The organism is Halorubrum halophilum, assembly GCF_000739595.1.
GTDB lineage: Archaea > Halobacteriota > Halobacteria > Halobacteriales > Haloferacaceae > Halorubrum > Halorubrum halophilum.
Window position 1 is genome coordinate 27942 of record NZ_BBJP01000027.1, and the last position, 23749, is coordinate 51690.

Sequence of the window (23749 nt, forward strand, 5' to 3'; positions counted from 1 at the left end):
CGCTCCCCTACGCGTCCCCGGTGTCCTGCGGCGGGAACAGCGGGGTCGGGTCTTCGTGGTCGAACTCGATGCGTTCGTCCCCGGAGAGCGCGTGGACGTAGGTCGTCATCGCGTCGCCGGCCCGGACGCGACCGAGCATCCGGTCCGCCTCGGCGACCCGGTAGTAGAGCGGGAGACAGAGCGCGGTCTCGGTCGCCGTCGATCGGAACACCAGCGTCAGGTAGACGATCCCGTTCTCGTGGGCGCGGAACGCCTCGAACTCGTCGAACCCGTCCGCCTCGACCAGCTCCGTGAGGCGGTCGAACTCCTCGCCCGACAGCAGCACGTCGAGGCCGACCTTCTCGTCGGCGGAGTCGCCGGGAGCGGGGACCGGTACCACGTCGCCGGGGACCGGGGCGAACGCCGTCCACCCGCGATTCCGGTACTCCTCGGCGGTCGCACGGGACTCCTCGATAACGGTGGTCCACGCGTCGTCGTCGTCCGCGAGCGGATGCTCTTCCACGTCCATGCACGGCGTCACCGGTCGGCGGCGGGTAAAGGTTCCCACCTGTCTGCGCTCGTCGGCCGAAACCGCCGCGGCGTGCGCCGGGCGAGTGAAGGAAAAGTATATCCATAGACGGTTGGAAAACGGCTATATGCCTCCTCTACTTTCGCTCTCCGATCTCCGCACGCAGTTCTCGACGGAACGGGGCCAGGTAAAGGCAGTCGACGGGATCGACCTCGAGATCCACGAAGGCGAGACCGTCGGACTCGTGGGCGAGTCGGGATCCGGTAAAAGCGTCACGGCGCTGTCGACGATGGGGCTCGTCGACGACCCCGGCGAGATCGTCGACGGAACCGTCGAGCTGACCGACGCCCGGCTCGCGGACGAGCTCCGCGACCGATACGACGCCGCGAGGTTCGTCGACGGCGACACGATCGATCTCACCGCCGCGCCCGAGGAAGCGCTCCGGTTCGTCCGCGGCCGGGAGGTGAGCATGATATTCCAGGACCCGATGACGTCGCTGAACCCGTCGGTGACGGTCGGCGAGCAAGTCGCCGAGAGCCTCAGACTCCACCAGTACGGCGGGCGTCGCAAGGACTCGTGGTTCAACGCGGTGCGCGAGATCCTCCCGAAGATCAGCCGCGACGTGGACGAGGAGGTCCGCGATGAGACCATCGAGGTGCTCGAAGACGTCGGCATCCCGGAACCGGGCGCGCGGATCGACGAGTACCCGCACGAGTTCTCCGGCGGGATGCGCCAGCGGGTGCTCATCGCGATCGCGCTGGCCTGCCAGCCGGGCCTCCTTGTCGCCGACGAGCCGACGACCGCGCTCGACGTGACCATTCAGGCGCAGATCCTCGATCTGATAGACGACCTGCAGGCGGATCTGGGGATGTCGGTACTGATGATCACCCACGACCTCGGCGTCGTGGCCGAGACGTGCGACCGCGTCGCGGTGATGTACGCCGGTGAGATCGTCGAGGAGGGGCCAGTGGAAGAGATATTCGGGAATCCGTCACACCCGTACACGTACACCCTCTTGGAGTCGCTCCCGAGCGAGGAGAAGGAACGTCTCACGCCGATCGAGGGGAACGTTCCCGACCTCATCGACATGCCGTCGGGATGCCACTTCGCGCCGCGGTGCCCGTGGGCGACCGAGGAGTGTACGAGCGGCGAGATCCCGTACCTCCAGCACGGTGGCGAGGATATCGACCACCGCTCGAAGTGCATCATGGAGTCGTTCGACAAGACCGAGTACGGCGACGACGCGGTCGGCACCGGGCGCGAACGGTCGATCGGCGAGCCCCTCGTCGAGATCGACGGGCTCCGGAAGTACTACGAACAGGCGGACGGCGTGCTCGATCGGGTTCTCGGCGCCGACGACCGCAGCGTGAAGGCGGTCGACGGGATCGACTTCACGATCAACCGCGGCGAGACGCTGGGTCTCGTCGGCGAGTCCGGCTGCGGGAAGTCGACGGCCGGCCGGGCGCTGTTGCACCTCACCGAGCCGACCGACGGCCGGGTGGTGTTCTCCGGGACCGACCTCACCGAACTCGACGGGTCGGCGCTGCGGGAGCAGCGGAAGGACCTCCAGATGATCTTCCAGGACCCGCTCTCCTCGCTCGACCCGCGGCAGACGGTCGGCCAGACGATCCGAGAGCCGCTGTCGATCCACGACCTCCCCGAGAGCGATCCGGACGTGACGGTCGAGGCCGAGGTGACCGTCTCCGGGATCGCCCGCGATCGGGTCGACGTGACTGTCGACGACGAGATCGACGCCGTCGTCGGCTCCGGGAACGGCGTGGCGACCGCCCACGTCGACGTGACGGTCGCGGACGGCGAGGTCGACGTCGATGTCCGCGAACACCTCGGCGTCGAGGGGACGGTCGAGCGCACCGACGCCGGCGACGTGGTACGCGTCTCGGTGACGGTCTCCGCCGGTGACACCGACCGACTCCGCCGGCGGCGTCGCGTCCGCCAGTTGCTGGAGGCCGTCGGGCTCGAGGTGGGCCAGTACGATCGGTACCCGCACGAGATGTCCGGCGGGCAGCGCCAGCGGGTCGGCATCGCTCGGGCGCTCGCGGTCGATCCGGAGTTCATCGTCGCCGACGAGCCGGTCTCCGCGCTCGACGTGAGCGTCCAGGCGCAGATCCTCAACCTGATGGAGGACCTCCAGGACCGGTTCGACCTGACGTACCTGTTCATCGCGCACGACCTGTCGGTGGTGCGGCACATCTCCGACCGCGTCGCCGTCATGTACCTCGGCGAGATCGTCGAGGTGGCGGCCACCGACGAGCTGTTCGCGGACCCGCAGCATCCGTACACCAAAGCGCTGCTCTCCGCAATTCCCGAACCGGACCCCACGGCGGACACCGACGATCGCGTCATCCTCGAGGGCGACGTGCCGTCGCCGATCGACCCGCCGTCGGGGTGCCACTTCCGGACCCGGTGTCCGTCGGTGATCCCCCCGGACGACCTGGATATCGAACAGGAGACGTATCGAGAGGTGATGGACTACCGCCAGCGCGTCGAGCGACAGGCGATCGACGTCGAGACGATCCTCGAGGGGGCCGGCGAATCGCCCGGTCAGATGGCGGCCGACGGCGGCACCGCGTCCGCGCCCCCGTCCGGAGCGGACTCGGTTTCCCCCGCCGCGGTCGAGGCAGTTCGTGACGCCCAGTTCGACCGGTTGCCTGCGGGGCGCGCCGCCGAGGTCGTCGATCGCTCTCTCGAGCTGGTGATCGTCGACGAGTGGGAAGAGGCGGCCGCCGTCCTCGAGGAGACGTTCGCGAGCGTCTGCGAGCGTGAGGACCCCACACTCTCCGACGGCGACCACCCCGCGGCGTGCCACCTGATCGACTGACTCTCCCCTCTCGTCACGTCAGTCGCCCGATCTTCACGCCGTTCGCCCGATCGATCTGTCACGTCACCCGAACGAACCGATCTGTCGCGTCACCCGACCGATCCGTTCCCGCACGGCTCGGAGACGCGATCACGGGCCGACGGACCGACGTAGCGAACACGGCAACGGTGGCGATCCCGTGAGTCGGACGGCGCGTAGCTGATGCGAACCGGAACCGCGTCGTCCGAAATGATTCGGATCAGAACATTTCCCCCAATTCGTTCGGTAGGTTTATACTGGCAAGCGTTCAGACTCGATCTATGTCATCCCGCGACGAGAACGTTTCACGGCGAAAGTTCCTCGGTGCCGCCGGTGGCGCTGCAGTAACGGTCGGTCTCGCCGGTTGTTCCGGCAACGGCGACGACGGTTCGGACGGTTCGGACGGCTCCGATGGCTCGGACGGTTCGGACGGCTCCGATGGCTCGGACGGCTCCGACGGCGACGACGACACCAGCCTCCTCCGATACGGTCGGGGGAGCCACTCGCCGACGCTGGACTTCCAGAACAGCACTAGCGGCGAGGTCGCGAAGGTCACGGAGCAGATCTACGACACGCTCATCAACTTCGAGCCGGGCGAGTCGACGCTCACCGACGGGCTCGCCTCCGACTACTCGATCGACGGCGAGACGGCGTCGCTCACGCTGAAGGAGGGCGTCACCTTCCACAACGGCGAGGAGTTCACCGCACAGGACTTCGTAGCGACGTACCGCCGCTTCGTCGACTCGGAGTACGAGCACTACGCCGGCGACGACTACGTCTCCGCGTACGGTCCCTTCACGCTCGGCAACTGGATCGACGATATCCAGGTCGACGGCGACTACGAGATGACGATCCAGCTCACGCAGACGTACGCGCCGTTCCTGCGCAACCTGGCGATGTTCGCGGCCGCCGTCCACTCCGAGGCCGCGATCGAGGAGTACGGCACCGACCTCTCGGAGAACGCGGTCGGGACCGGGCCGTTCGAGCTCGACACCCTCGACGACTCCAACGAGCAGGTCCGTCTCGCCGCGTACGACGACTACTGGGGCGACGGCCCGGAAGTCGACGAGGCCGTGTTCGTCACGGTCGGCGAGAACTCCACCCGAGCGCAGTCGCTCGCGAGCGGAGAGCTCGACATCATCGACGGCATCGGCGCGCAGTCTTCCCAGCAGGTCGAGGGCGCCGACGGCGTCGAACTGGTCCGCACCGAAGGGATCAACGTCGGCTACATGGCGTTCAACATGGCGGCGGTCGAGGAGTTCCAGGACCGCCGCGTCCGGCAGGCCGTGAGCCACGCGATCGACACCGAGGCGATCGTCAACCAGCTCTACGCCGGCTTCGCCACGCAGGCCAGCCAGCCGCTTCCGTCGAACGTGATGGGGCACAACGACGACCTCGACCCGTACCCGTATGACCCCGAGGAGGCGCAGAGCCTCCTCGAGGAGGCCGGCTACGGCGACGGGTTCTCCTTCGAGCTGGCGACGTTCCAGAACCCCCGCGGGTACAACCCCTCGCCGATCCAGACGGCCGAGACGGTCGCCTCTAACCTCGGCGAGGTCGGGATCGAGGTCGAGATCAACCAGCAGTCGTTCTCGCCGTTCCTCGAGTACACGGCCCAGGGCCGCCACGACGCGTGTTTCCTCGGCTGGTACACCGACAACGCCGACCCGGACAACTTCGCGTACGTACTGCTTCACCCGCAGGTCGACGAGGGCGAGCTCACCGAGGACCAGGACTGGGTGAGATTCGACGCCGAGGGGTACAACACCAGTAACCGCTCGGCGTGGGCGAACCAGGAGTACATGGACCTCGTCGAGGAGGCCCAGCAGACGACGGCCGAGAGCGAGCGCGTCGACCTGTACAACGAGGCGATGCAGATCGCTCACGACGAGGCGCCGTGGGTGTACCTGGACTACGCGGAAGAGCTTCGGGGCGTCGCCGACCGGGTCAACGGGTTCCAGATCGCCGCTATCAGCGGTCCGTACCTGAACCTGGTCTCGCTGGAGTAGTCGGTCACTTCAGTCTCACCTTCGATGTTCCCAAAGCGATTCGTACTCAAGCGGCTGCTGTTGCTCGTCCCGGTGTTGATCGGAGTGGCGACGCTGGTCTTCTCCATCCTCCACCTCTCTCCGGGCGACCCGGCGCTCACGATCGCCGGGGAGCGCGCGAGCCAGGAGTTCGTCGAGCGCATCCGCGCCGACCTCGGGCTCAACGACCCGATTTGGGTCCAGTACATCGACTTCCTCGGTAATGTCGTCCGGTTCGACTTCGGGGAGTCGTACGTCATCAATCGTAACACCACCGTCCGGGAGATCATGGCGAACACGCTCCCCGTCACGCTCGAACTGGCGCTGTACGGGCAGCTGTTCGGCATCCTGTTCGGCATCCCGCTCGGCGTGTTGAGCGCGGTGAAACAGGACACGCTCACCGACCACGGCACCCGGGTCGGCGCGCTCGCCGGGATCAGCGTCCCGATCTTCTGGAGCGGGCCGCTGCTGATCCTGCTGTTCGCACAGGTGCTCGGCGTGCTGCCGACCAGCGGGCGGATCTCGTCGACGTTCAGCGTCTCCCCGATCCGCGTCACCGGGATGGTGACGATCGACACGCTGCTCGCCGGCGAGTGGGACATGTTCAAGTCGGCGGTCAGGCACATGCTCCTGCCGTCGCTCGTCATCGGCGTGTACTCGATGGCGCTCATCTCGCGGATGATGCGCTCGTCGATGCTGGAGGTCGTCAGACAGGACTACATGCGCACCGCCCGCGCGAAGGGACAGGGCGCGAAGATCACCGTGTTGAAACACGGGTTCCGTAACGCGCTGATCCCCGTCGTCACGATCATCGGAATCCAGTTCGGCGGGCTGCTCGGCGGCGCGGTGCTGACGGAGACCGTGTTCGCGATCGGCGGGATCGGGACGCTGCTCGTCGAGGCGATCGAGGTCGGCGACTACCCGATCGTTCAGGGGACCGTCCTGACGTTCGCGTTCCTGTTCACCCTCGTGAACCTCGTCGTCGACATCACCTACTCCTACCTCGATCCGAGGATCCAACAATGAGCACCGAAACACTCAGAGACGGGGAGGCGGAGACGGCGAGTCGCGGGCTCGTCGACCGGATCCGCGCCTCGCCGTTCCTCTCACAACTGCTGTCGAATCGGCTCGCACTGGCCGGGCTCGCGATCATCATCGCAATGCTCGTGATCGCCGTGTACGCTCGGCTGACGCTCGATCTCGAGGTCATCTCTCGGTCGCAGCTCGGCACGAACCCGAACCGCGCCGCGCCGAGCCTGGAGTACCCGTTCGGAACCGACGGGCAGGCGCGAGCCCTGCTTCCGCGGGTCGCCTACGGCGCGTGGTACGCGATGCTGTTCGGGACGGTGACCGTCGGCGCGTCGACGGTGCTCGGGGTCGGCCTCGGCATCGTCGCCGCCTACTACGGCGACATCACCGACAACGTGATCATGCGGACGATGGACGTGCTGTTGGCGTTCCCCTCGCTCCTCTTAGCGCTCGCGCTCGTCTCCATCTTCCCGGACGAACTGGGGCTCTGGCGGGCGGTCGCGGCCCTGACGCTCGTGTACACGCCGCGGTTCGCTCGGGTCGTCCGCGGGGCCGCGCTCACCGTGTTGGAGAACGAGTACATCGACGCCACCGTCGCGCTCGGCGCCACGGACCCGCGAGTGCTCGTCAAACACGTCCTGCCGAACTGTCTCGCGCCGATCACGGTCCAGTCGACGCTGAACTTCGGGCTGGCGATCATCGATCTGGCCGCGCTGTCGTTCCTCGGATTCGGCGCCTCGGCCGGCACGCCCTCGTGGGGACTCATGCTCTCGAACGGCGTGAGCCAGGGACTACTCACCGGCGTCTGGTGGTGGTCGTTCTTCCCCGGACTGTTCCTCGCGCTGACCGTCCTCGGGTTCAACCTGCTCGGCGACGGGATGCGAGACGCGCTCGACCCCCGGATGCGAGAGGCGGTCGACTGACCGATGCCGCTGCCGCCGGTCGTCCGGGAACGCGGGCGGCTCGTCGCCGGCGGTGCCGCCGTCGGCTCGGTCGCGGCCCCGATTCTCGTGGTCGGTCTGGTTGTCGTCGTCGGTGTCGGTCCGCTGGCCGCCGCGGAGACCGCGTTCGCGTTCGGCGGTCTCTGGTTCGGGCTCGCCCTCCTCGGGTGGGCCGGCTCCGTCGCGTCCGGTCGGGCGATCGAGGCCGCACAGGAGCGCCTCGACGTCGGTTCCGGCTGGACCGAGCGCCGGTCGCGCCGCGCGATGGCGCGGATCGGCGGATTCGGCGCCGGCATGATGCTCGTCGCGCCGGTAATCGGAACCGCGGTCGGCTGATCGAGCCCGCTACTCCGACGCCGCCCCGGCCTTCGGAGCGTCGTGGTCCGCCTCCCACTCCTCGCGAGCCGTCTCCACGTCCTCGGGCTGTTCGTTCAGGAGGCACGCCGAGGGGTGATCCCCCGCCGGCAGCGCGGGGTCGATCGCCTCGCAGGGCGACCGGTACCGCTCCCGCAGCGTCGCCGCGGCGGTCTCGCGGTCCCCGTCGGCGAGCGCCCGGATCGCCTCGCGGACCGTCTCTTCCTCCTCGGCCGGAAGTCCCGTGTCGAACGCCTCCTCGTAGAGCGAGTCGACGAACGCCGCCCGGTCCTCCCGGTCAGGGTCGCCGACCCCCTCCCACCGCAGGTCCACGTCGATGTCGCCGTTCTCGATCCGAGTCCTGAACTCGCCGATCTCGCGGAACGCCGCCTGCGGCAGGTCCAGCCACGGCGGCTGGATCAGCTCCGGGCACCGCGTCCGGAACGAGCAGCCCGAGGGTGGGTTCCGCGGCGACGGCACGTCGCCGCGGATCGTCTCGACGGTGCGGTCCCGCTCGTCGGTGTCCGCCCGCGGGACGGACTCCAACAGCGCTTTCGTGTACGGGTGTTGGGGGTTCTCGAAGATCTCCTCGGTGGGGCCTATCTCGACGATTTCGCCGAGGTACATCACGGCGACCCGGTCGCTGATGTGGCGCACCACCGACAGGTCGTGCGCGATGAACAGGTACGTCAGGTCGCGCTCCGCCTGCATGTCGGCGAGCAGGTTCAACACCTGCGCCTGCACGCTCACGTCGAGCGCGGAGACGGGCTCGTCGAGGACGATGAACTCCGGATCGATGGCGAGCGCGCGGGCGAACCCGATGCGCTGGCGCTGTCCCCCGGAGAACTCGTGGGGGTACCGGTCGATCTGCTCGGCCGAGAGCCCGACCTCCTCCAAGAGGGTCTCGGCGCGTTCGCGCCGCTCGGCGCCGGTCCCCACGCCGTGGATGGCGAGCGGCTCCGTGATAATCTCGCCGGCGGTCATCCGCGGGTCCAGACTGGAGAACGGGTCCTGGAACATCACCTGCGCCCGCCGCCTGAACGCGTCCATGTCGTCGCCGGCGAGCTCGAAGACGGGGTCGCCGTCGAACGTCACGGAGCCGCCGGTGGGCTCGCGGAGCCGCATCAGCGTCTCCGCGAGCGTCGACTTCCCGCAGCCGGACTCGCCGACGACGCCGAGCGTCTCGCCCTCGCGGACGTCGAAGGAGACGCCGTCGACCGCGCGCACCGCCTCCGGCTCCGCGCCGGTCAGCCGGTCGAGCAGCGTGTCGTTCTCGTAGTAGTACTTCTCGAGGCCGTCGACCGTGACGAGGGGGTCAGTCATCGCTCACCTCCGCGTCGGGCGCGGTCGACTCGTCGGGCGCCCGGGACCCGTCGTTCGGGCCCGCCCCGTCGTCGGTCGGCCCCGCGAGTCGCTCGTCGGGCACCGCGTCGGCCTCGCTGTACTCGCGCTCGGCGAGGACGCAGCGGGCGCGGTGGCCGTCGCTCACCTCGTACTCCGGCGGGCGCGTGAGACAGTCAGTCATGGCTTTCGGACAGCGGTCGGCGAAGTAACAGCGGTCGGGCATGTTCGCGTCGACGAGGTCGGGCACGTTGCCCGGGATCGGTTCGAGCCGCTCGCCCGGCTGGTCGATGTCCGGCACCGAGCCCAACAGCCCCTTCGTGTACGGGTGGACCGGGTCGTCGAACACGTCCCGGAGGGTGCCGCGCTCGACCACCTCGCCGGCGTACATGACGCTCACCCGGTCGGCGACGCGGGCGATGACGCCGAGGTTGTGGGTAATGAGCACGACGCTCATCTCCATCGTCTCCTGCAGGTCAGCGAGCAGGTCGAGGATCTGCGCCTGGATGGTCACGTCGAGCGCGGTCGTCGGCTCGTCGGCGACGAGGAGGTCCGGGTCGCCGGCGAGCGCCTGCGCGATCATCGCGCGCTGGAGCATGCCGCCGGAGAACTGATGCGGGTACTCCTCGGCGCGCTCGGCCGGGTCGGGGATACCGACGCGTTCGAGCAACTCGACCGCGCGGTCCCAGCTCTCCTCGGAAGTGTACGAGCGGTCGGGGAGGACGCCGTCCAAGAGCATCTTCCCCAGCCCGTACCCCTGCGTCCGCGACCGCGTCGAGCGCGGGTTCGCGCTCGCGCGGCGCTGCACCTCGGCCGCCTCGGCGATCTGCTCGCCGACGGTGATCGAGGGGTTGAAGCTGCTCATCGGGTCTTGGAAGATCATGCTGAACGCGGAGCCGCGGAGCGACCGGCGCTCCGCCGCGGAGAGCCGGCGGAGGTCGACGAAGTCGCCGTCGACCGCCTCGGGCTGATCTCCCTCGACTCGCTCCGCGAGGTCGGCGTTGTTGTACCAGATCTCCCCGCTCGTTATCTTCCCCGGCGACTCGACCAGGTCGATGAGCGAGAGCCCGGTGACGGACTTCCCGCTGCCGGACTCGCCGACGACGCCGAGGACGGAGCCGGCCTCGACCGTGAACGAGACGTTCTCGACCGCGTTGATCTGGCCCTCCTCGGTGAAGAAGCGCGTCGAGAGGTCACGGACGCGTAACAGGTCGGTCACGGCGCACCTCCCTGTCCCTCGATGCCCGGGTCGAGCGCGTCGCGCAGCCAGTCGCCGATCAGGTTGATCCCGACGACGGCGGCGACGATGGCCAGCCCGGGGACGGTGGCGATCCACCAGGACGACGAGAGGTACTGCCGCCCCTGCGCGATGTCGAAGCCCCACGAGAGCTGTGCCCCCGAGAAGCCGAGGAACGACAGCGAGGACTCCAGCAGGATGATCGCGGCGATCTGGATCGTCGCGAGCACGAGGATCGGCGTCAGGCTGTTCGGGAGCACGTGCCTGAGGATCACGTGGAGGTCGCTTCCGCCCATCGATCGCGCCGCCTTCACGTACTCCTGATCGCGGACGGAGAGCGCCTCGCCGCGCGCGACGCGGGCGAACCACACCCAGTTTACGAGCGCGACGACGACGATCACGGTCCCCGGCAACACGATCGTCTCGGGCATCTCCGAGGACGCGATCCCGAACGCGACCAGCGGGTCGGGGATGCGCAGCGACGCCTGTCCCCACAGCCCGATGAGCGCGATCGCGAGCACGAGCGAGGGGAACGCTAACATTACGTCGGCGAAGCGCATCAGCGCGTCGTCGATCCGGCCGCCGTAGTACCCGGCCGTGATCCCGACGGTGACGCCGAGCACGACGGCGATGGAGGTCCCGAACAGACCGACCAGAAGCGACGTGCGCGCGCCGAACATCGTCCGCGAGAGCACGTCGCGGCCGAGCGAGTCGGTCCCGAGCGGGTGCGCGGTCGTGGTGTTGACGACGACCTCCTCCTCGACGATCTGCACCTCGCCGTCGACCATCTCCGAACTCGTCTGGTTCTCCGTCGCCGTGAATCCGAGCGGCGGGATGTTCGCGTTGTCGAGGTTCTGGTTCGTCGGGTCGTGGGGCGCCAAGAGCGGGGCGAAAAGCGCGGTAAAGAGGATAACCGCGAGGATCGCGATCCCGAGCTTCGCGAGAAGGCTCCGCGAGAGCTCGCTCCGGAGGTTTCGAAGGGTCCGCGGGGAGATCACCGGAGGCCCACCTCCGGACCCGTCTCGGGCGACGCCCCGCGCGCCGGCTCGGCCGTTCGAGGTTCACCCGTGCGACACGCCACACCGCCTGAGAGAACGGAGAGATATCGGTTCGTCATCAGTGGACCACCCGCGGATTGAGGTACGCGTACAGCGCGTCGACGAAGATGTTGATCAGCACGAACCCAGTCCCGATCACGATCAGCGACCCCTGGATCAGCGGCCAGTCGCGGACGTTGATCGAGTTGATCACGAGCGTGCCGAGCCCGGGCCACGAGAACACGGCCTCGGTGATCACCGCGCCGCCGATCAGGGTCCCCAGTTGGAGTCCCAACACGGTGACGATCGGGATGAGGGTGTTCTGGAGCGCATGTTTGTACTGGATCAGCGACTCCGGGAGCCCCTTCGCGCGCGCCGCGCGGACGTACGGCTGCCCAAGCTCCTCGATCATCCCGCTGCGGGTGAGTCGGGTGATGAGCGCGGTGAAGTAGGTGCCGAGCGTCACCGCCGGCAGCGCAATGTGCCACAGCCACGTCCGCATCCCGTCGAGGAACGCACCCACGTCCATCGGCGCGGCGAGCCCGTTCTCGACCGTGACGAGGAACGCGACCGTTTCGAAGAGGCCGATCGGCCGCCGGCTCGTCGGGAACAGCCCGAAATTCACTGATAACACCAAGATGAGCATGATCCCGAGCCAGAAGTTCGGCGTCGAGATGCCGACGAGCGAGAACAGGGTCGCCCCGTAGTCGGCGGGCTCGCGCCGACGCGTCGCGCTGATGACGCCGAGCGGGATCGCGATGACGACCGCGACGACGGTCGCCGCGACCGCCAGCTCGACGGTGGCCGGTACGCGGGCGAGCACGATGGTGCTCGCCTCCGTTCCGCGGAGGTACGAGTACCCCATGTCCCCCCGTAGCAGTCCGACGATGTAGTCGGCGTACTGGACGTACAGCGGCTGATCGAGGCCTAGCTCCGCGGCTATCTGCGCGCGAAGCTCCGCGCTCGCGTCCAGCGGCGCGACGAACGTCACCGGGTCGCCCGGGGTGATGAACCGCAGCAGGAACACCGCGGTCACGACGCCCCACACGACCAGCACGCCTTGGATCCCGCGTTTCAGGAGGAACCGTCCCAGCGCCATCGAACCTTAGTTTTCGCCCGGCAGGTTCTGGGAGTCGGCCATGAGCTCGTCGATCTCCTCGTCTTCCCGGTAGCTGGAGAGTGCCCCGTCGGAGGTGAGAAGCGGGATGATCGTCTGGCTGGCGTCGAACGTGGTGTTCCCCCAGCCGAGCAGGTAGAAGTGCGGCATGTCCTCGATGTTGCCGCTCGTCACCTCGCCCGCGAGCGAGGCGAAGTCGCGCTGCTCGACCTCACAGGAGACGTTCGAGAGCTCGTCGATCTGGCTGGCGACCGCCTGTGCGATCTCCACGTCGCGGAGATAGCGTCCCACGGGCGTTTCGAGCGTGATCTCGGCGTCGGCGTGGCCGGAGTCCTCGACGAGCTGTTCCGCCTGCTCGATGTCTTGCGGGTACGGATCGACCTCCCCGTTGTAGCCGACGAATCCTTCGAGGGTCGGCTGGCCGGTCGCGTCGGCGAACCCCTGGAGGATGTTCTCGATGATGCTGTCCAAGTCGATGGCATAGTTCAGCGCCTGCCGGAACTCGACGCTGGAGAACGGCTCCACGTCGTACCGCATGGCGTTGAACACGACGCGGGTGCTCGGCACCGCCGTGACCTCCGTGCTATCCTCGTCGCGCACGCGGCTCACCTCCTGCGGCGGGACGTTGACGATGAGGTCCGTCTCGCCCGCGAGAAGCTGCGAGACGCGCGTGCTCGACTCGCTGGCGGCGCGGATCGTCAGCTCGTCGATCTCCGGCGCGTCGCCCCAGTAGTCCTCGTAGGTCTCGTAGACGATCTCCACGTCCTGCTCGTACTCGACGACTTGGAACGGGCCGGTCCCGTTCATGTCGGAGTTGATCGCCGAGGACTCTCGCGACTCGATCCAGTCCTGCTGGACGACCTTACAGTACGAGGCGAACAGCGAGAACACGATCGGGTTGATCCCGTCGGAGGTCACCTCGACGCCGCCGTCGACGACCTCGGCGCCCGTGACGCCGGCGAGCTGGTCGTTCTGCGGGCTCGTGATCCCGACCTCCTCGTCGACGACCCGGTTGACGCTGTAGGCGATGTCCGAGGGCTGGAGCTCGTCGCCGTTGTGGAAGGTGACGCCGTCGCGGATCTCGAACCGGACGCGACCCTCTTCGAGCCGCTCGTAGTCGGTCGCGAGCGCATCGATGATGTCGCCGTCGGCGTTGCGGCCGAGCACCCCGTCGTGGGCCTGCACGACGATGTTGTCGGTCGGCGTCTCGCGGTGGTCGTGGGGATCGAGCCCCGAGTCCATCGACGACTGGGTGATCGTGACCGACGGCTCGCCCTCGGTCACCGAGATGGCCTGCGCCTCGATCCGCTCGTCGCGGCGGGCGTCCCAGTCGAGCCGGCTCGCGATACCGTATACGCTGTACTGGCGATTGAGGAAGATCCACGGCGCGCGCTGGTTGATCCGGAGGTTCGCGCGCTGGAGGTGCTCCTCGCGGGTCTCCGGCTCCGGGAGCTCCTCTCCGTCTTCGCCGTCCTCACCGTCGCTTCCGTCCTCACCGTCGCCGCCGTCGCTCCCGTCTTCACCGTCGCCGCCGCCCTCCGAACAGCCGGCGAGCCCGACGGTGGCCGCAGTGCCTCCGACGTACTTGAGGTACGTCCGGCGGTTCACGTCTGAGTCCTCGCGTGACATAGGGGGTTCAATACTATCGGGGAATATAAGATCTGTGATCACGTAACACGGCGATTGCCGGGAGTAACGCCGTCTCTTCCGACGGTTTCACGTCTCGAACTCACACCGAGAACGCGCGAGGAAGGTTTAATTCCCCGCGGCGTCGCCCCCACCCTATGAGCAGAGCCGATCTCGGAGAGCGATGGCAGCGCGTGTTCGACGACACCGAGGCGACCGCGGCGGAGTACCGCGACCGCGGGTGGGAGGCGCTCGCGCTCCACCCCGGCGACGTGAACCCGATCGCCGACGAGGCGCGGCTCCACGTCCTGTTGCCCGGCTCGGAGTTCGACGAGGTTAACGATCTGCTCTCCGGGGCGTCGATCGAATCGGTTCGCGTGTACGCGGCGGCGGGCGAGACCGCCAGCTATCGGCTGGTCGTCGCGGAGGATCCGGTGGCGGAGATCGCCGTCTGCGTCCCGACGTTCGTCCTCGACTCGGACAGCGAGGCGCTTGAAGCGGCCGCGGCCGACGCGGGCCAGTTGACGCTCCGGCTCCGCCCGCTTGACGACCGCGACCGCGTGGAATTCGCCGTCGACGATCCGGAGCTCTTCTTCCGAGATCCGACGGAATAGCGCCGGTGGCGTCCGGTCTCGCCGTCTGTAGCGGCACCGAAATCCACGTTCGTGGCGATCGCCTCGCCCAAAGACTTCGACGTATTCATACTTGTGCGATCGCGATCATCTATATGAACCGAGCAGAGAAGGCCGCCCTCCAGCTGCAGGCGGTCGCCGTGTTGCGGATGCTGAAGGAGACGCGAACCTACGAGGAGCTGTCCGAGGTGACGGGGCTGCCCGCGGGCGACCTGAACCGGTACGTCAACGGCCACGTCCTTCCCGGCACCGACCGCGCGAGCGAGGTCGTGGAGGCGGTCGGCCGCGACGCGCTCGCCGACGAACTGCTCGCCCGCGTCGAGTTCGACGACGAGGGGTACGTCGACAACTCCGGGGTCGTCTTCGACCAGTCGTTCCTCGACTTGGTCGCGCCCGTCGCCGCGGAGACGTTCGAGTTCGAGTCGCCGGACGTGGTGCTCACCGCGGCCACCGACGGGATCACCCTCGGCGCGGCGATGGCCTCCTTCTTCGACGCGCGGCTCGCGTACGCCAAGAAGTCGAAGGAGACCGCCGTCGAGGAGTTCATCGAGTCGCGCCAGCGGCTCGCCTCCGGGATCGAACTCACCTACTACCTCCCCGCGAGCGCGATCGACGCCGGCGACACGGTCCTCGTCGTCGACGACCTGATCCGGTCGGGCGAGACGCAGGAGCTCCTCTTGGACATCGCCCTGCAAGCCGACGCCGACGTGACCGGCGTGTTCACCCTCATCGCCGTCGGCGACAAAGGGATGGAGCGCGCGCGGGAGATCACCGACGCCCCGGTCGGCGCGCTGACGACGTTCGAGTAGGTCGGTCCCAATACACGTTCGTCGACATTTTCTACGTATACTACGCTTCTGCCGTAGCATTACTGCACATTCGTGTATAGCGGTCGCGATCGAACCGACGCATTTTATATAGACTCTCCGATAGTCCGACTCGTTCATATGGGCCTTACCGACACGCTCGCGGCGCGCTTCGACGTGGCGGAGCGCGGATCCGACGTTGGAACCGAATTCCTCGCCGGACTGACGACGTTCCTCACGATGTCGTACATCATCGTCGTCAATCCGGTCATCCTCTCGAACGCCATCGACGCCGGCGAGAACACGTTCCAGCTGTTGGCGGTGGTGACGATTCTCGCGTCGGTCGCCGGGATGCTGGTGATGGGACTGTACGCCGACCTCCCCTTCGGGCTCGCGCCCGGGATGGGGCTCAACGCCTTCTTCGTCGTCGTCGTCACGCAACTCGAGGTACCGTGGGAGACGGCGCTCGCTGCCGTGTTCTTAGAGGGCGTGCTGTTCATCGCGCTGACCGCGGTGGGCGCGCGCGAGTACGTTATCAAGCTGTTCCCGGAGCCCGTCAAGCTGTCCGTCGCCGCCGGAATCGGTCTCTTTCTCGCGCTGCTCGGGCTCGAACAGATGCGGATCATCACCGGTTCGGTGAGCCTGAACCCCGTCATCGCGCTCGATCCGATCGCGATCCTCGCCGCGGTCGGGATCCTGCTCACGTTCGCGCTGTGGGCTCGCGGCGTCCGCGGCGCCATCGTCGGGGGGATCGTGATCACGAGCGGCCTCGCGTATCTCGCCTCCGCGCTTGGTGTCACTCCCCGTCCGGGCGGCGCCGACCAAGGGCTCGTCGAGACGGCGACGCTCGCCCCGGGGATCACCGGGATCACTTACGACCTCGCCGCCTACGACATCTCCCCGCTCGCCTTCGCGTTCGTCAGGGGGTTTCAGAACGTCGAGGCGCTCACGTTCGCGCTCGTCGTGTTCACGTTTTTCTTCGTCGACTTCTTCGACACTGCCGGGACGCTCACCGGACTCGGACAGGCGGCCGGCATGACGGACGAGTCGGGCGACCTGCCCGACATCGACAAGCCGCTGATGGCCGACGCGGTCGGGACCACCGTCGGCGGGATGCTGGGGACGTCGACGGTGACCACGTACATCGAGTCGTCCGCGGGAATCGGTGAGGGCGGCCGGACGGGGTTGACCGCGCTCGTCGTCGCCGCGCTCTTTCTCCTCACGCTCCCGTTCGTGCCGCTCCTGTCCGCGATTCCGTCGTTCGCGCCGTACGTCGCGCTCGTCGTCGTCGCGGTCATGATGCTCCGGAACGTCACCGAGATCGACTGGGACGACCTCGTCCACGCCATCCCCGCCGGCCTGACGATCATCATCATGCCGCTGACGTCGAGTATCGCCTACGGCATCGCCGCCGGCCTGCTGAGCTACCCGGTCGTCGCCGTCGCCGCCGGCCGCAGCGACGAGACCCGCCTTGGCCACTGGCTGATGGCGCTCGCGTGCATCGGCTACTTCGCGGTCCGGTTCGGCGCGCTGGTGAACTGACCGCGCCACCGCCGTCTCCGGTGCCGACGACGCGACTCCCTTTTTAAATACGGACGCCGCCCGTGCGCGCGGCGCGCACCGCCCACCGTACTTCTTTACGCTTCTGTCCCCTACCTGACGGTGATGACGAACCTAACGCTCTACGAACTAGAAGGGTGCCCGTACTGCGCGAAAGTGAAGACCAAGCTCGCCGACCTCGACTTGGAGTACGAGTCAGTGATGGTGCCGCGCTCGCACGACGAGCGCACCGAAGTGGAGGAGATCTCCGGGCAGACCGGCGTCCCGGTCCTCGTCGACGAGGAACACGGTATCGACGCGATGCCCGAGAGCGACGACATCGTCGAGTACCTCGAAGAGACGTACGGAAACGCGAGCTAAGCGGTTCGTCCGGAACCGCCTCAGACGCGGCGCCGACGTCCGCCGACGGCATCGCCACCGGCGATCGCGGGGCTATTTATCCGGCGCTCGCCACGTGCCGGGCGTGCGACTCGTTCACCGACGCGCGTCGGCCGACTCCGACTCGTCCGATCGCGACGGCGACTCGCCCGCCGGCGACGATTCCTCGACGCTCCTCGCCAGCGACGTCGACGTGGCGCGCTCGACGCTCGAACAGGGTCGCGGGCTGATGTTCCGGCGGTCGATCCCCGACGACTACGCCCTCGTGTTCCCTTTCGACTCCCCGGACACGCAGTGGCTCCACATGCTGTTCGTGCCCTTCGCGATCGACGCGCTGTGGCTCGTCGACGGCGAGGTGCAGAAGACGAAGCGGCTCGCCCCGTTCGTCGGGCTGGGCCGCGGCCGCGCGGACACCGTGATCGAGCTCCCGGCCGGCGCGGCCGACGAGGTCGCGGTCGGCGACGAGGTCCGGCTCGTCGACTGATCCGATCGTCCTCGGCTCCGCTCGCGCCGCCTCCCGTCACTCCCCGGCCGGCGTCCGGAGTTCCATCTCGATCCGCGTCCCGCCGGTCGACGCGGAGCTGATGTCGAAGCTCCCGCCGCCGGCGCTGACGATCCAGTTGACGTACCAGAGACCGAGCCCGCTGGCGTGCTCCAGCGGCGTCTCCTCGCCGGTGAGCACCGCGCGCTCGGCGGGCGGGATCCCCGGCCCGTCGTCGGCGACGACGAGCGACGCCCACGACTCGCTCGGGAGCTCGGCGGCCGTGATCTCGACCCGCGGGCGCTCGGCGTGGCTGTGGCGGATCGCGTTGTCGACGAGCTCCGCGATCGCCTCCGCGAGGTAGCCGATCGCCGACACCGCGATCCCCTCGGGCACGTCGACCTCGATGTCGGCGCCCTCGCGGAGCTCCGGTGGCAGCGAGCCCAGCGCCTCGTCGACCGCGTCGGCGAGGTCGAGCCGGGTGGGCGCGGGCCGGTCAGCGAGCAATCTCTCGACGCGTCGGGAGGTCTCGCCCACGCGGAGCAGGCGCTCGGCGGTGTCGACGACGCGTTCGAGCTCCGTTGCCAGTTCCGGGTCCTCGACCGTCTCGATCGCTCGCTCCGTGAACCCGGTCACCACGTTGAGGTCGTTCCGGAAGTTGTGCCGGAGCACCCGGGTCAGGACGGCGAGCCGCTCCTCGCGGATCGACGCCTCCGTGCGGTCCTCGCCGACGCCGACCGCGCCGACGACCTTGTCGCCCTCGACGATCGGCCCCAGCGCCAGCCGGTAGGGGACGCGCTCCCCGGACCGCGTCAGCAGCGTCGCCTCGCAGTCGGCCGGCTCGCGCTCGCGGTACACGCGGCGGAGCGCCTCGGCGACGGCGTCGCGGGTCTCGTCGTCGAACAGCGCCGTCAGGTCGGTCCCCGACAGCTCCTCGCCGCCGCGTTCGGCGGCCGCGGCGAGCCGGTCGTTCCAGCGCGCGAGCGTCCCGTCCGCGGAACACTGAAACAGCGCGGCCGGCACCGTCGAGGCGACGGCCTCGACGACGCGGAGCTGTGAGCGGAGATCCTCCTCGGCGGTGACGCGGTCGGTCACGTCGGTCAGCCCGACGATCAGCCACCGCTCGTCGGCGATCGTCGTCGCGTGGAGCGACACCGAGAGGCGGCGGCGTCCCCGCTCTCCGCCGGTCTCCCACTCGAACTCGGTCACCCCCTCTCGATCGATCGCCTCGTCGACGGCTGCGGCCACCGGCTCGCCGTCGACCGTCTCGTCGGTCTCGCCGAGGTCCGTGAGCCCCATCAGCGTCAGGGTCCCGCGGTCCTGTCCGAGCAGCGCGGCCGCCGGCGCGTTCGCCGCCCGGATCGCGTGAGACCCGAGATCGCAGGCTAACGCCGGGGTCGGAACCGCCTCGACGAACGCCCGCACGACGCGGGGTGTCGACTCGTCGTCACGATCCATCCATACTCCGGCTGACGGGCTCAGAACTTATAAACAGCGAGGAAGGTTTCTCGACCGCGGGGCGAGCGTTCAGTCCGCCTTCGCCTGCCAGTCGCGGACCGTGTCCGCGCCCACGCCGTCGACGTCGGCCGCCAGATCGTCCGGATCGACCGACTTGAGGTCGTCGACGCCGTCGACGCCGGCGTCCTGCAGCTTCTCCGCGGTCTTCTCGCCGATCCCCTCGACGGTCTGGAGCTCCGAGCCCTCCTGCCGGGCGGTGAACTCCCGGTAGTTGCAGATGGGGCAGCCGAGCTCCCACGGCTCGTCGCCGGAGTGGACCCGGAGGTGCGGGAGGCCGTGCTCCTCGCAGGTCTCGTCGGTGATTTCGATCTCGCCCCGTCGGGGGAGCGGGAGCGAGTAGTCGCAGTCGGGGTAGCGCGTGCAGCCGACGAGCCGGGAGCCGGAGCGGAGCCGTTTGATGGCCAGCTCTCCCCCGTGCTCTTCGCCACACTCCGGACAAACACCGATAACCTCGTCCTCCTGCTCGTCCGCTTCGTCAGCCTTGCACTGCGGGCAGCCGTGGACGAACGTCTTCCGACCCGCGAGCATCTTCACCTGTCGGAGGTCGTGCTCCTCGCAGGTCTCGTCGAGGATGAGCGGCTTCCCGGTCGAGGGGAGCGGCAGGGTGTACTCGCAGTCGGGGTAGCCGTCGCAGCCGACGAAGTACGACCCCTGTCGGGACTTCCGGACGAGGAGGTCCTCGCCGCACTCGGGGCAGGGGCCGAGCGTCTTGTCTGCCTTCAGCGACTTCTGGAGGTGGTCGCCGACCGCCTCGCGCGACTCGGTGAGGTCCTCGAACACGCGGTCGAGCAGCTCACGGGACTCCTCGGTCACCTCCTCGTACTCCTTCTCGCCGGCGGCGATCGCCTGCATGTCCCGCTCCAGTTGGGCGGTCATCTCCTCGCTCACGATGTGCTCGGCGAACTCCTCGGCGGCCTCGACGACCGCCTCCGCGAGCCGGGTGGGCCGCGGCGGGTCGCTCTCGATGTAGTTGCGGTCGTACAGCTTTTCGAGGGTGCGGTGGCGGGTCGCCTTCGTGCCGACGCCGCGCTTCTCCATCTCCTCGATGAGCCGGGACTGGCCGTACCGGCGGGGCGGCTGGGTCTCCTTCGCGTCCGTCCGCCGGTCGGTGAGCGCGAGCGTCTCGCCGACCTCGACGTCGGGGACGATCCGCTCGTCGCTGGAGCGGTAGGGGTAGACGTCGTGGTAGCCGGCCTCCAGCAGGCGCTTCCCGTTCGCCTTCAGCCGGAGCCCGCCGTCGGCGGCGAGGTCGCCGGGACCGCTCGCCTCCTCTGGGTCGCGCAGGGCCGCCAGCCCGTCGGCGCCCTCGGCGATCGCGGTCGCCTCGCCGTTCGCGAGCGCGACGACGCGGAGCCGCTCCCACGTTGCGGGCTCGGCGCAGGTCGCGAGGAAGCGCCGGACGATCAGCTCGTACACCTCCCACTCGTCCTCCGAGAGGTCCGAGGCGGCGGGAAGCTCTCCGGTCGGGTGGATCGGCGGGTGGTCGGTCGTCTCCTCGTCGCCCTCGGTCGGCTCTATCTCCTCCTGTTCGAGGAGGCTCTTCGCGTCTTTCCCGAACGTCGAGGCCGCCGAGAGCTCCTCGATCAGCTCTTCGGGGTCGAGATCCTCGGGGTACACCGTATTGTCCGTCCGCGGGTACGTGACGTAGCCGGCGGTGTACAGGTCCTCCGCGAGCGACATCGCGCGTTGCGCGGAGTGGCCGAGCGAGCCCGCGGCGCGGATGAACGCCGTGGTGTTGAAGGGTGTCGGCGGGTCGTCGGTGCGGGTGCGGCGGCGCACGTCGTCGACGACCGCCTCGCCGGCCGCGTCGAGGGCGTCCGTCAAGATTTCGGCCACGTCGCCGTCCCAGACGCGCTCGGCCTCGTTGCCCTCGTCGTTCAGGTAGAAGTAGCGCGCCTCGAAGGGGTCGCCGCCGGACTTGGTCAGGTTCCCGTACAGCTCCCAGTAGGCCTCAGGGTCGAACGCCTGTATCTCGCGCTCGCGGTCGACGATCAGCTTGAGGGTCGGCCCCTGCACCCGACCGACCGAGATGAAGTCGTCGCCGAGCTGGCGGGCGGAAAGCGAGAGGAACCGGGTGAGCGCCGCGCCCCACGTCAGGTCGATCACCTGTCGGGCCTCGCCGGCGGCCGCCAGATCGAAGTCGAGCTCGTCGGGGTTCGCGAACGCCTCGGTCACCTCGTTGTCGGTGATCGAGGAGAAGCGGACGCGGTCGATGGGGGCGTCATCGTTCACCTCGCGCACCAGTTCGTACGCCTCCTTGCCGATCAGCTCGCCCTCGCGGTCGTAGTCGGTCGCGATCACGACCCGGGAGGCGTTGCGCGCGAGCTTGCGGAGGGCCGCGACGATCCCTTCCTGCGTGGGCTCTTTGGTGACCGGCGCGTCGATCAGCTCGACGGGTTCCACGTCGCGCCAGTCGTTGTACTCGGCGGGGAAGTCGACCCCAACGACGTGGCCCGAGAGGCCGATACAGCGCTTGCCGCCCCACTTGTAGACGTTCACGTCGTTCTGCCGCTCCGTCGTCGCGGACTCGCCGCTCAGGATCTCGGCGATGCGGCGCGCCGCGTTGTCCTTCTCCGTAATTATCAGCTCGGGGCCGCGACTCATTACCCCGAGGTAGGCCGCTCTCCCGTCTAAAGCTTTCGCGATGCCTGATCGCACGCACGCGCGAGTCCACCGGCGAGCGACGCCGTCGCCCCGCTACCGAGGATCTGTCGCCGAGCTGTGATCCGGGCGATACCACTCCTATCGGCCGCCTTATCCCTATTTCTACCGTTTGGTAACACACAGATGTCAACCGACCTGTCCATCGACGCCGACTGGAGCGCGCAGTACATCGACGGCGAGTGGGTCGCCGCCGGTGACGACGAGACCATCGCCGTCGAGGACCCCTCGACGCGCGAGGTCGTCGCCGAGGTGCCGAGCGCGACCGAGGGCGACGTCGACGACGCCTACGAGGCCGCGGCCGCCGCCCAAGAGGAGTGGGCGGAGGCCCCACCGGCGCAGCGCTCGGCGGTGATCCAGCAGTTCCTGCAGGCCCTCAGAGAGCACGACGAGGCCGTCGCCGACCTGCTGGCCCACGAGATCGGCGGCTCGGCGATCATGGGCGAGACCTCGGTCCAGATCGCCTCCGACCACGCGGGCGAGGCCGCGACGCTTCCCCGCCGGATGAAAGGCGAGCACGCCGAGTCGAACATCCCCGGCAAAGAGAACATCGTTGAGCGCGGGCCGAAGGGCGTGGTGACGGTGATATCCCCGTGGAACTTCCCGCTGAACCTGAGCGCACGGGCTGTCCTGCCCGCCATCGCCGCCGGGAACAGCGTCGTCCTCAAGCCCTCGACGAACTCCCCGATCACGGGCGGGCTGCTGTTCGCGAAGCTCTTCGAGGAGACCGATCTCCCCGAGGGCGTGCTCAACGTCGTCACCGGCCGCGGCTCCGAGATCGGCGACCGCGTCGCCAGTCACCCCGAGAGCGACGTGGTCTCCTTCACCGGCTCCACGTCGGTCGGCAAGCACGTCGCCGGCCTCGCGGGCGAGAACCTCGCCGTGGCCGCGATGGAGCTCGGCGGCAACAACGCCCACGTCGTCGCGAGCGACGCCGACGTCGACCGCGCCGTCGACGCCGCGACATTCGGCTCCTTCGTCCACCAGGGACAGGTGTGTATCTCAATCAACCGTCACGTCGTCCACGAGGACATTTACGACGAGTACGTTGAGAAGCTGACCAAGCGCGCCGAGGAGCTCGCCGTCGGCAGCGCCCACGAGCCCGACACGGTCGTCGGCCCCATCATCGACGAGTCGCAGCGCGACGAGATGTTAGGATACGTCGAGGAGACCGTCGACGCCGGTGCAACCCTCGAAACTGGCGGCGAGACCGCCGACCTCGACGGCGTCGACGACTCCCTCATTGTGCGTCCGACCGTCCTCTCGGGCGTCACCAACGACATGGCCGCGGCGTGCAACGAGCACTTCGGCCCCATCGCGCCCGTCATCCCGTTCTCGGACGTGGACGAGGCGGTCGAGATCGCCAACGACACCGAGTACGGGCTCTCCGGGGCCGTCCACGCCGGCGACCTCTCCGTCGCCAAGGAGATCGCCGGCCGCATGGAGACCGGGAACGTCCACATCAACGACCAGCCGATCAACGACGAGGCGCACGTCCCGTTCAGCGGCGTCGGCGCCTCGGGCGTGGGCGAGTACAACAGCGACGCGTTCCTGCAGGAGATCACGGAGACGAAGTGGATCTCGGTCCAGCACGAGCCGCGCGAGTACCCGTTCTGAGGGCGTGAAAGCGGCCTCTCCG

19 protein-coding genes are annotated in these 23749 nt (G+C 68.5%); 11 read left to right on the forward strand and 8 right to left on the reverse strand.

Annotated elements, in window-relative coordinates; translation table 11 throughout:
* Positions 1–7: 7 nt before the first annotated feature.
* Positions 8–508 carry a DUF7529 family protein gene (locus ACP96_RS09500; RefSeq protein WP_080509951.1) on the reverse strand — a complete coding sequence of 167 codons (501 nt, stop codon included), beginning with the start codon at positions 506–508 and terminating at the stop codon, positions 8–10.
* A 127-nt stretch (positions 509–635) separates the two neighbouring features.
* Between ACP96_RS09500 and ACP96_RS09505 the strand changes: the two genes are divergently transcribed.
* From ACP96_RS09505 to ACP96_RS09525, 5 genes are all read left to right on the forward strand, one after another.
* On the forward strand, positions 636–3347 hold the full coding sequence (locus ACP96_RS09505; protein WP_050033134.1) for a dipeptide ABC transporter ATP-binding protein: 2712 nt from the start codon (positions 636–638) through the stop codon (positions 3345–3347).
* A gap of 299 nt (positions 3348–3646) precedes the next feature.
* Entirely contained in the window at positions 3647–5374 is a 1728-nt protein-coding gene (locus ACP96_RS09510) for an ABC transporter substrate-binding protein (protein WP_050033135.1), read from the forward strand.
* Positions 5375–5398: 24 nt separating this feature from the next.
* The gene (locus ACP96_RS09515) at positions 5399–6418 is read left to right on the forward strand and encodes an ABC transporter permease (RefSeq protein ID WP_050024856.1); all 1020 of its coding nucleotides are present in this window, start codon (positions 5399–5401) and stop codon (positions 6416–6418) included.
* Positions 6415–7344, forward strand: a complete 930-nt coding sequence (locus ACP96_RS09520; RefSeq protein WP_050024852.1) for an ABC transporter permease — start codon at positions 6415–6417, stop codon at positions 7342–7344. The genes ACP96_RS09515 and ACP96_RS09520 overlap by 4 nt, the downstream gene beginning before the upstream one ends.
* A gap of 3 nt (positions 7345–7347) precedes the next feature.
* On the forward strand, positions 7348–7698 hold the full coding sequence (locus ACP96_RS09525) for a DUF7268 family protein (RefSeq protein WP_050033136.1): 351 nt from the start codon (positions 7348–7350) through the stop codon (positions 7696–7698).
* A 9-nt stretch (positions 7699–7707) separates the two neighbouring features.
* On the opposite strand, the gene ACP96_RS09530 is transcribed toward ACP96_RS09525, so the two are convergent.
* The 5 genes from ACP96_RS09530 to ACP96_RS09550 all read right to left on the reverse strand — a co-directional run bounded on the left by ACP96_RS09530 (position 7708) and on the right by ACP96_RS09550 (position 14077).
* Complete coding sequence (locus ACP96_RS09530) at positions 7708–9039, reverse strand: ABC transporter ATP-binding protein (protein ID WP_050033137.1); 1332 nt, start codon at positions 9037–9039, stop codon at positions 7708–7710.
* Positions 9032–10276 carry an ABC transporter ATP-binding protein gene (locus ACP96_RS09535; protein ID WP_050033138.1) on the reverse strand — a complete coding sequence of 415 codons (1245 nt, stop codon included), beginning with the start codon at positions 10274–10276 and terminating at the stop codon, positions 9032–9034. Before ACP96_RS09535 ends, ACP96_RS09530 begins: the two co-directional genes overlap by 8 nt.
* On the reverse strand, positions 10273–11292 hold the full coding sequence (locus ACP96_RS09540) for an ABC transporter permease (protein ID WP_050033139.1): 1020 nt from the start codon (positions 11290–11292) through the stop codon (positions 10273–10275). The genes ACP96_RS09535 and ACP96_RS09540 overlap by 4 nt, the downstream gene beginning before the upstream one ends.
* Before the next feature lie 118 nt (positions 11293–11410).
* The gene (locus ACP96_RS09545) at positions 11411–12430 is read right to left on the reverse strand and encodes an ABC transporter permease (protein ID WP_050033140.1); all 1020 of its coding nucleotides are present in this window, start codon (positions 12428–12430) and stop codon (positions 11411–11413) included.
* Positions 12431–12436: 6 nt separating this feature from the next.
* Complete coding sequence (locus tag ACP96_RS09550; protein WP_050033141.1) at positions 12437–14077, reverse strand: ABC transporter substrate-binding protein; 1641 nt, start codon at positions 14075–14077, stop codon at positions 12437–12439.
* Positions 14078–14232: 155 nt separating this feature from the next.
* Here ACP96_RS09550 and ACP96_RS09555 point away from each other — a divergent pair, with 155 nt between their 5' ends.
* From ACP96_RS09555 to ACP96_RS09575, 5 genes are all read left to right on the forward strand, one after another.
* On the forward strand, positions 14233–14688 hold the full coding sequence (locus ACP96_RS09555) for a DUF7529 family protein (RefSeq protein WP_050033142.1): 456 nt from the start codon (positions 14233–14235) through the stop codon (positions 14686–14688).
* A gap of 113 nt (positions 14689–14801) precedes the next feature.
* Positions 14802–15515 carry a phosphoribosyltransferase family protein gene (locus tag ACP96_RS09560; protein WP_050024844.1) on the forward strand — a complete coding sequence of 238 codons (714 nt, stop codon included), beginning with the start codon at positions 14802–14804 and terminating at the stop codon, positions 15513–15515.
* 138 nt (positions 15516–15653) lie between these two features.
* On the forward strand, positions 15654–17054 hold the full coding sequence (locus tag ACP96_RS09565; protein WP_050033143.1) for an NCS2 family permease: 1401 nt from the start codon (positions 15654–15656) through the stop codon (positions 17052–17054).
* Positions 17055–17177: 123 nt separating this feature from the next.
* Complete coding sequence (locus ACP96_RS09570; RefSeq protein ID WP_050024840.1) at positions 17178–17432, forward strand: glutathione S-transferase N-terminal domain-containing protein; 255 nt, start codon at positions 17178–17180, stop codon at positions 17430–17432.
* Positions 17433–17526: 94 nt separating this feature from the next.
* Entirely contained in the window at positions 17527–17934 is a 408-nt protein-coding gene (locus ACP96_RS09575) for a DUF192 domain-containing protein (protein WP_050033144.1), read from the forward strand.
* 36 nt (positions 17935–17970) lie between these two features.
* On the opposite strand, the gene ACP96_RS09580 is transcribed toward ACP96_RS09575, so the two are convergent.
* Both ACP96_RS09580 and ACP96_RS09585 read right to left on the reverse strand, forming a co-directional pair.
* Positions 17971–19389, reverse strand: a complete 1419-nt coding sequence (locus tag ACP96_RS09580; RefSeq protein WP_050033145.1) for a sensor histidine kinase — start codon at positions 19387–19389, stop codon at positions 17971–17973.
* A gap of 69 nt (positions 19390–19458) precedes the next feature.
* Complete coding sequence (locus tag ACP96_RS09585; protein WP_050033146.1) at positions 19459–22053, reverse strand: DNA topoisomerase I; 2595 nt, start codon at positions 22051–22053, stop codon at positions 19459–19461.
* Positions 22054–22236: 183 nt separating this feature from the next.
* Between ACP96_RS09585 and ACP96_RS09590 the strand changes: the two genes are divergently transcribed.
* Positions 22237–23727 carry an aldehyde dehydrogenase family protein gene (locus ACP96_RS09590; RefSeq protein WP_050033147.1) on the forward strand — a complete coding sequence of 497 codons (1491 nt, stop codon included), beginning with the start codon at positions 22237–22239 and terminating at the stop codon, positions 23725–23727.
* Positions 23728–23749 lie beyond the last annotated feature (22 nt).

What these genes read in the sequence shown, in the direction of transcription:
- ACP96_RS09545 (WP_050033140.1), bottom strand. Translation starts at nt 12,430, where the DNA reads ATGGCGCTGGGACGGTTCCTCCTGAAACGCGGGATCCAAGGCGTGCTG.
- ACP96_RS09510 (WP_050033135.1), top strand. Translation starts at nt 3,647, where the DNA reads ATGTCATCCCGCGACGAGAACGTTTCACGGCGAAAGTTCCTCGGTGCC.
- ACP96_RS09555 (WP_050033142.1), top strand. Translation starts at nt 14,233, where the DNA reads ATGAGCAGAGCCGATCTCGGAGAGCGATGGCAGCGCGTGTTCGACGAC.
- ACP96_RS09525 (WP_050033136.1), top strand. Translation starts at nt 7,348, where the DNA reads ATGCCGCTGCCGCCGGTCGTCCGGGAACGCGGGCGGCTCGTCGCCGGC.
- ACP96_RS09565 (WP_050033143.1), top strand. Translation starts at nt 15,654, where the DNA reads ATGGGCCTTACCGACACGCTCGCGGCGCGCTTCGACGTGGCGGAGCGC.
- ACP96_RS09560 (WP_050024844.1), top strand. Translation starts at nt 14,802, where the DNA reads ATGAACCGAGCAGAGAAGGCCGCCCTCCAGCTGCAGGCGGTCGCCGTG.
- ACP96_RS09520 (WP_050024852.1), top strand. Translation starts at nt 6,415, where the DNA reads ATGAGCACCGAAACACTCAGAGACGGGGAGGCGGAGACGGCGAGTCGC.
- ACP96_RS09570 (WP_050024840.1), top strand. Translation starts at nt 17,178, where the DNA reads ATGACGAACCTAACGCTCTACGAACTAGAAGGGTGCCCGTACTGCGCG.
- ACP96_RS09590 (WP_050033147.1), top strand. Translation starts at nt 22,237, where the DNA reads ATGTCAACCGACCTGTCCATCGACGCCGACTGGAGCGCGCAGTACATC.
- ACP96_RS09580 (WP_050033145.1), bottom strand. Translation starts at nt 19,389, where the DNA reads ATGGATCGTGACGACGAGTCGACACCCCGCGTCGTGCGGGCGTTCGTC.
- ACP96_RS09550 (WP_050033141.1), bottom strand. Translation starts at nt 14,077, where the DNA reads ATGTCACGCGAGGACTCAGACGTGAACCGCCGGACGTACCTCAAGTAC.
- ACP96_RS09500 (WP_080509951.1), bottom strand. Translation starts at nt 508, where the DNA reads ATGGACGTGGAAGAGCATCCGCTCGCGGACGACGACGACGCGTGGACC.
- ACP96_RS09585 (WP_050033146.1), bottom strand. Translation starts at nt 22,053, where the DNA reads ATGAGTCGCGGCCCCGAGCTGATAATTACGGAGAAGGACAACGCGGCG.
- ACP96_RS09505 (WP_050033134.1), top strand. Translation starts at nt 636, where the DNA reads ATGCCTCCTCTACTTTCGCTCTCCGATCTCCGCACGCAGTTCTCGACG.
- ACP96_RS09530 (WP_050033137.1), bottom strand. Translation starts at nt 9,039, where the DNA reads ATGACTGACCCCCTCGTCACGGTCGACGGCCTCGAGAAGTACTACTAC.
- ACP96_RS09515 (WP_050024856.1), top strand. Translation starts at nt 5,399, where the DNA reads ATGTTCCCAAAGCGATTCGTACTCAAGCGGCTGCTGTTGCTCGTCCCG.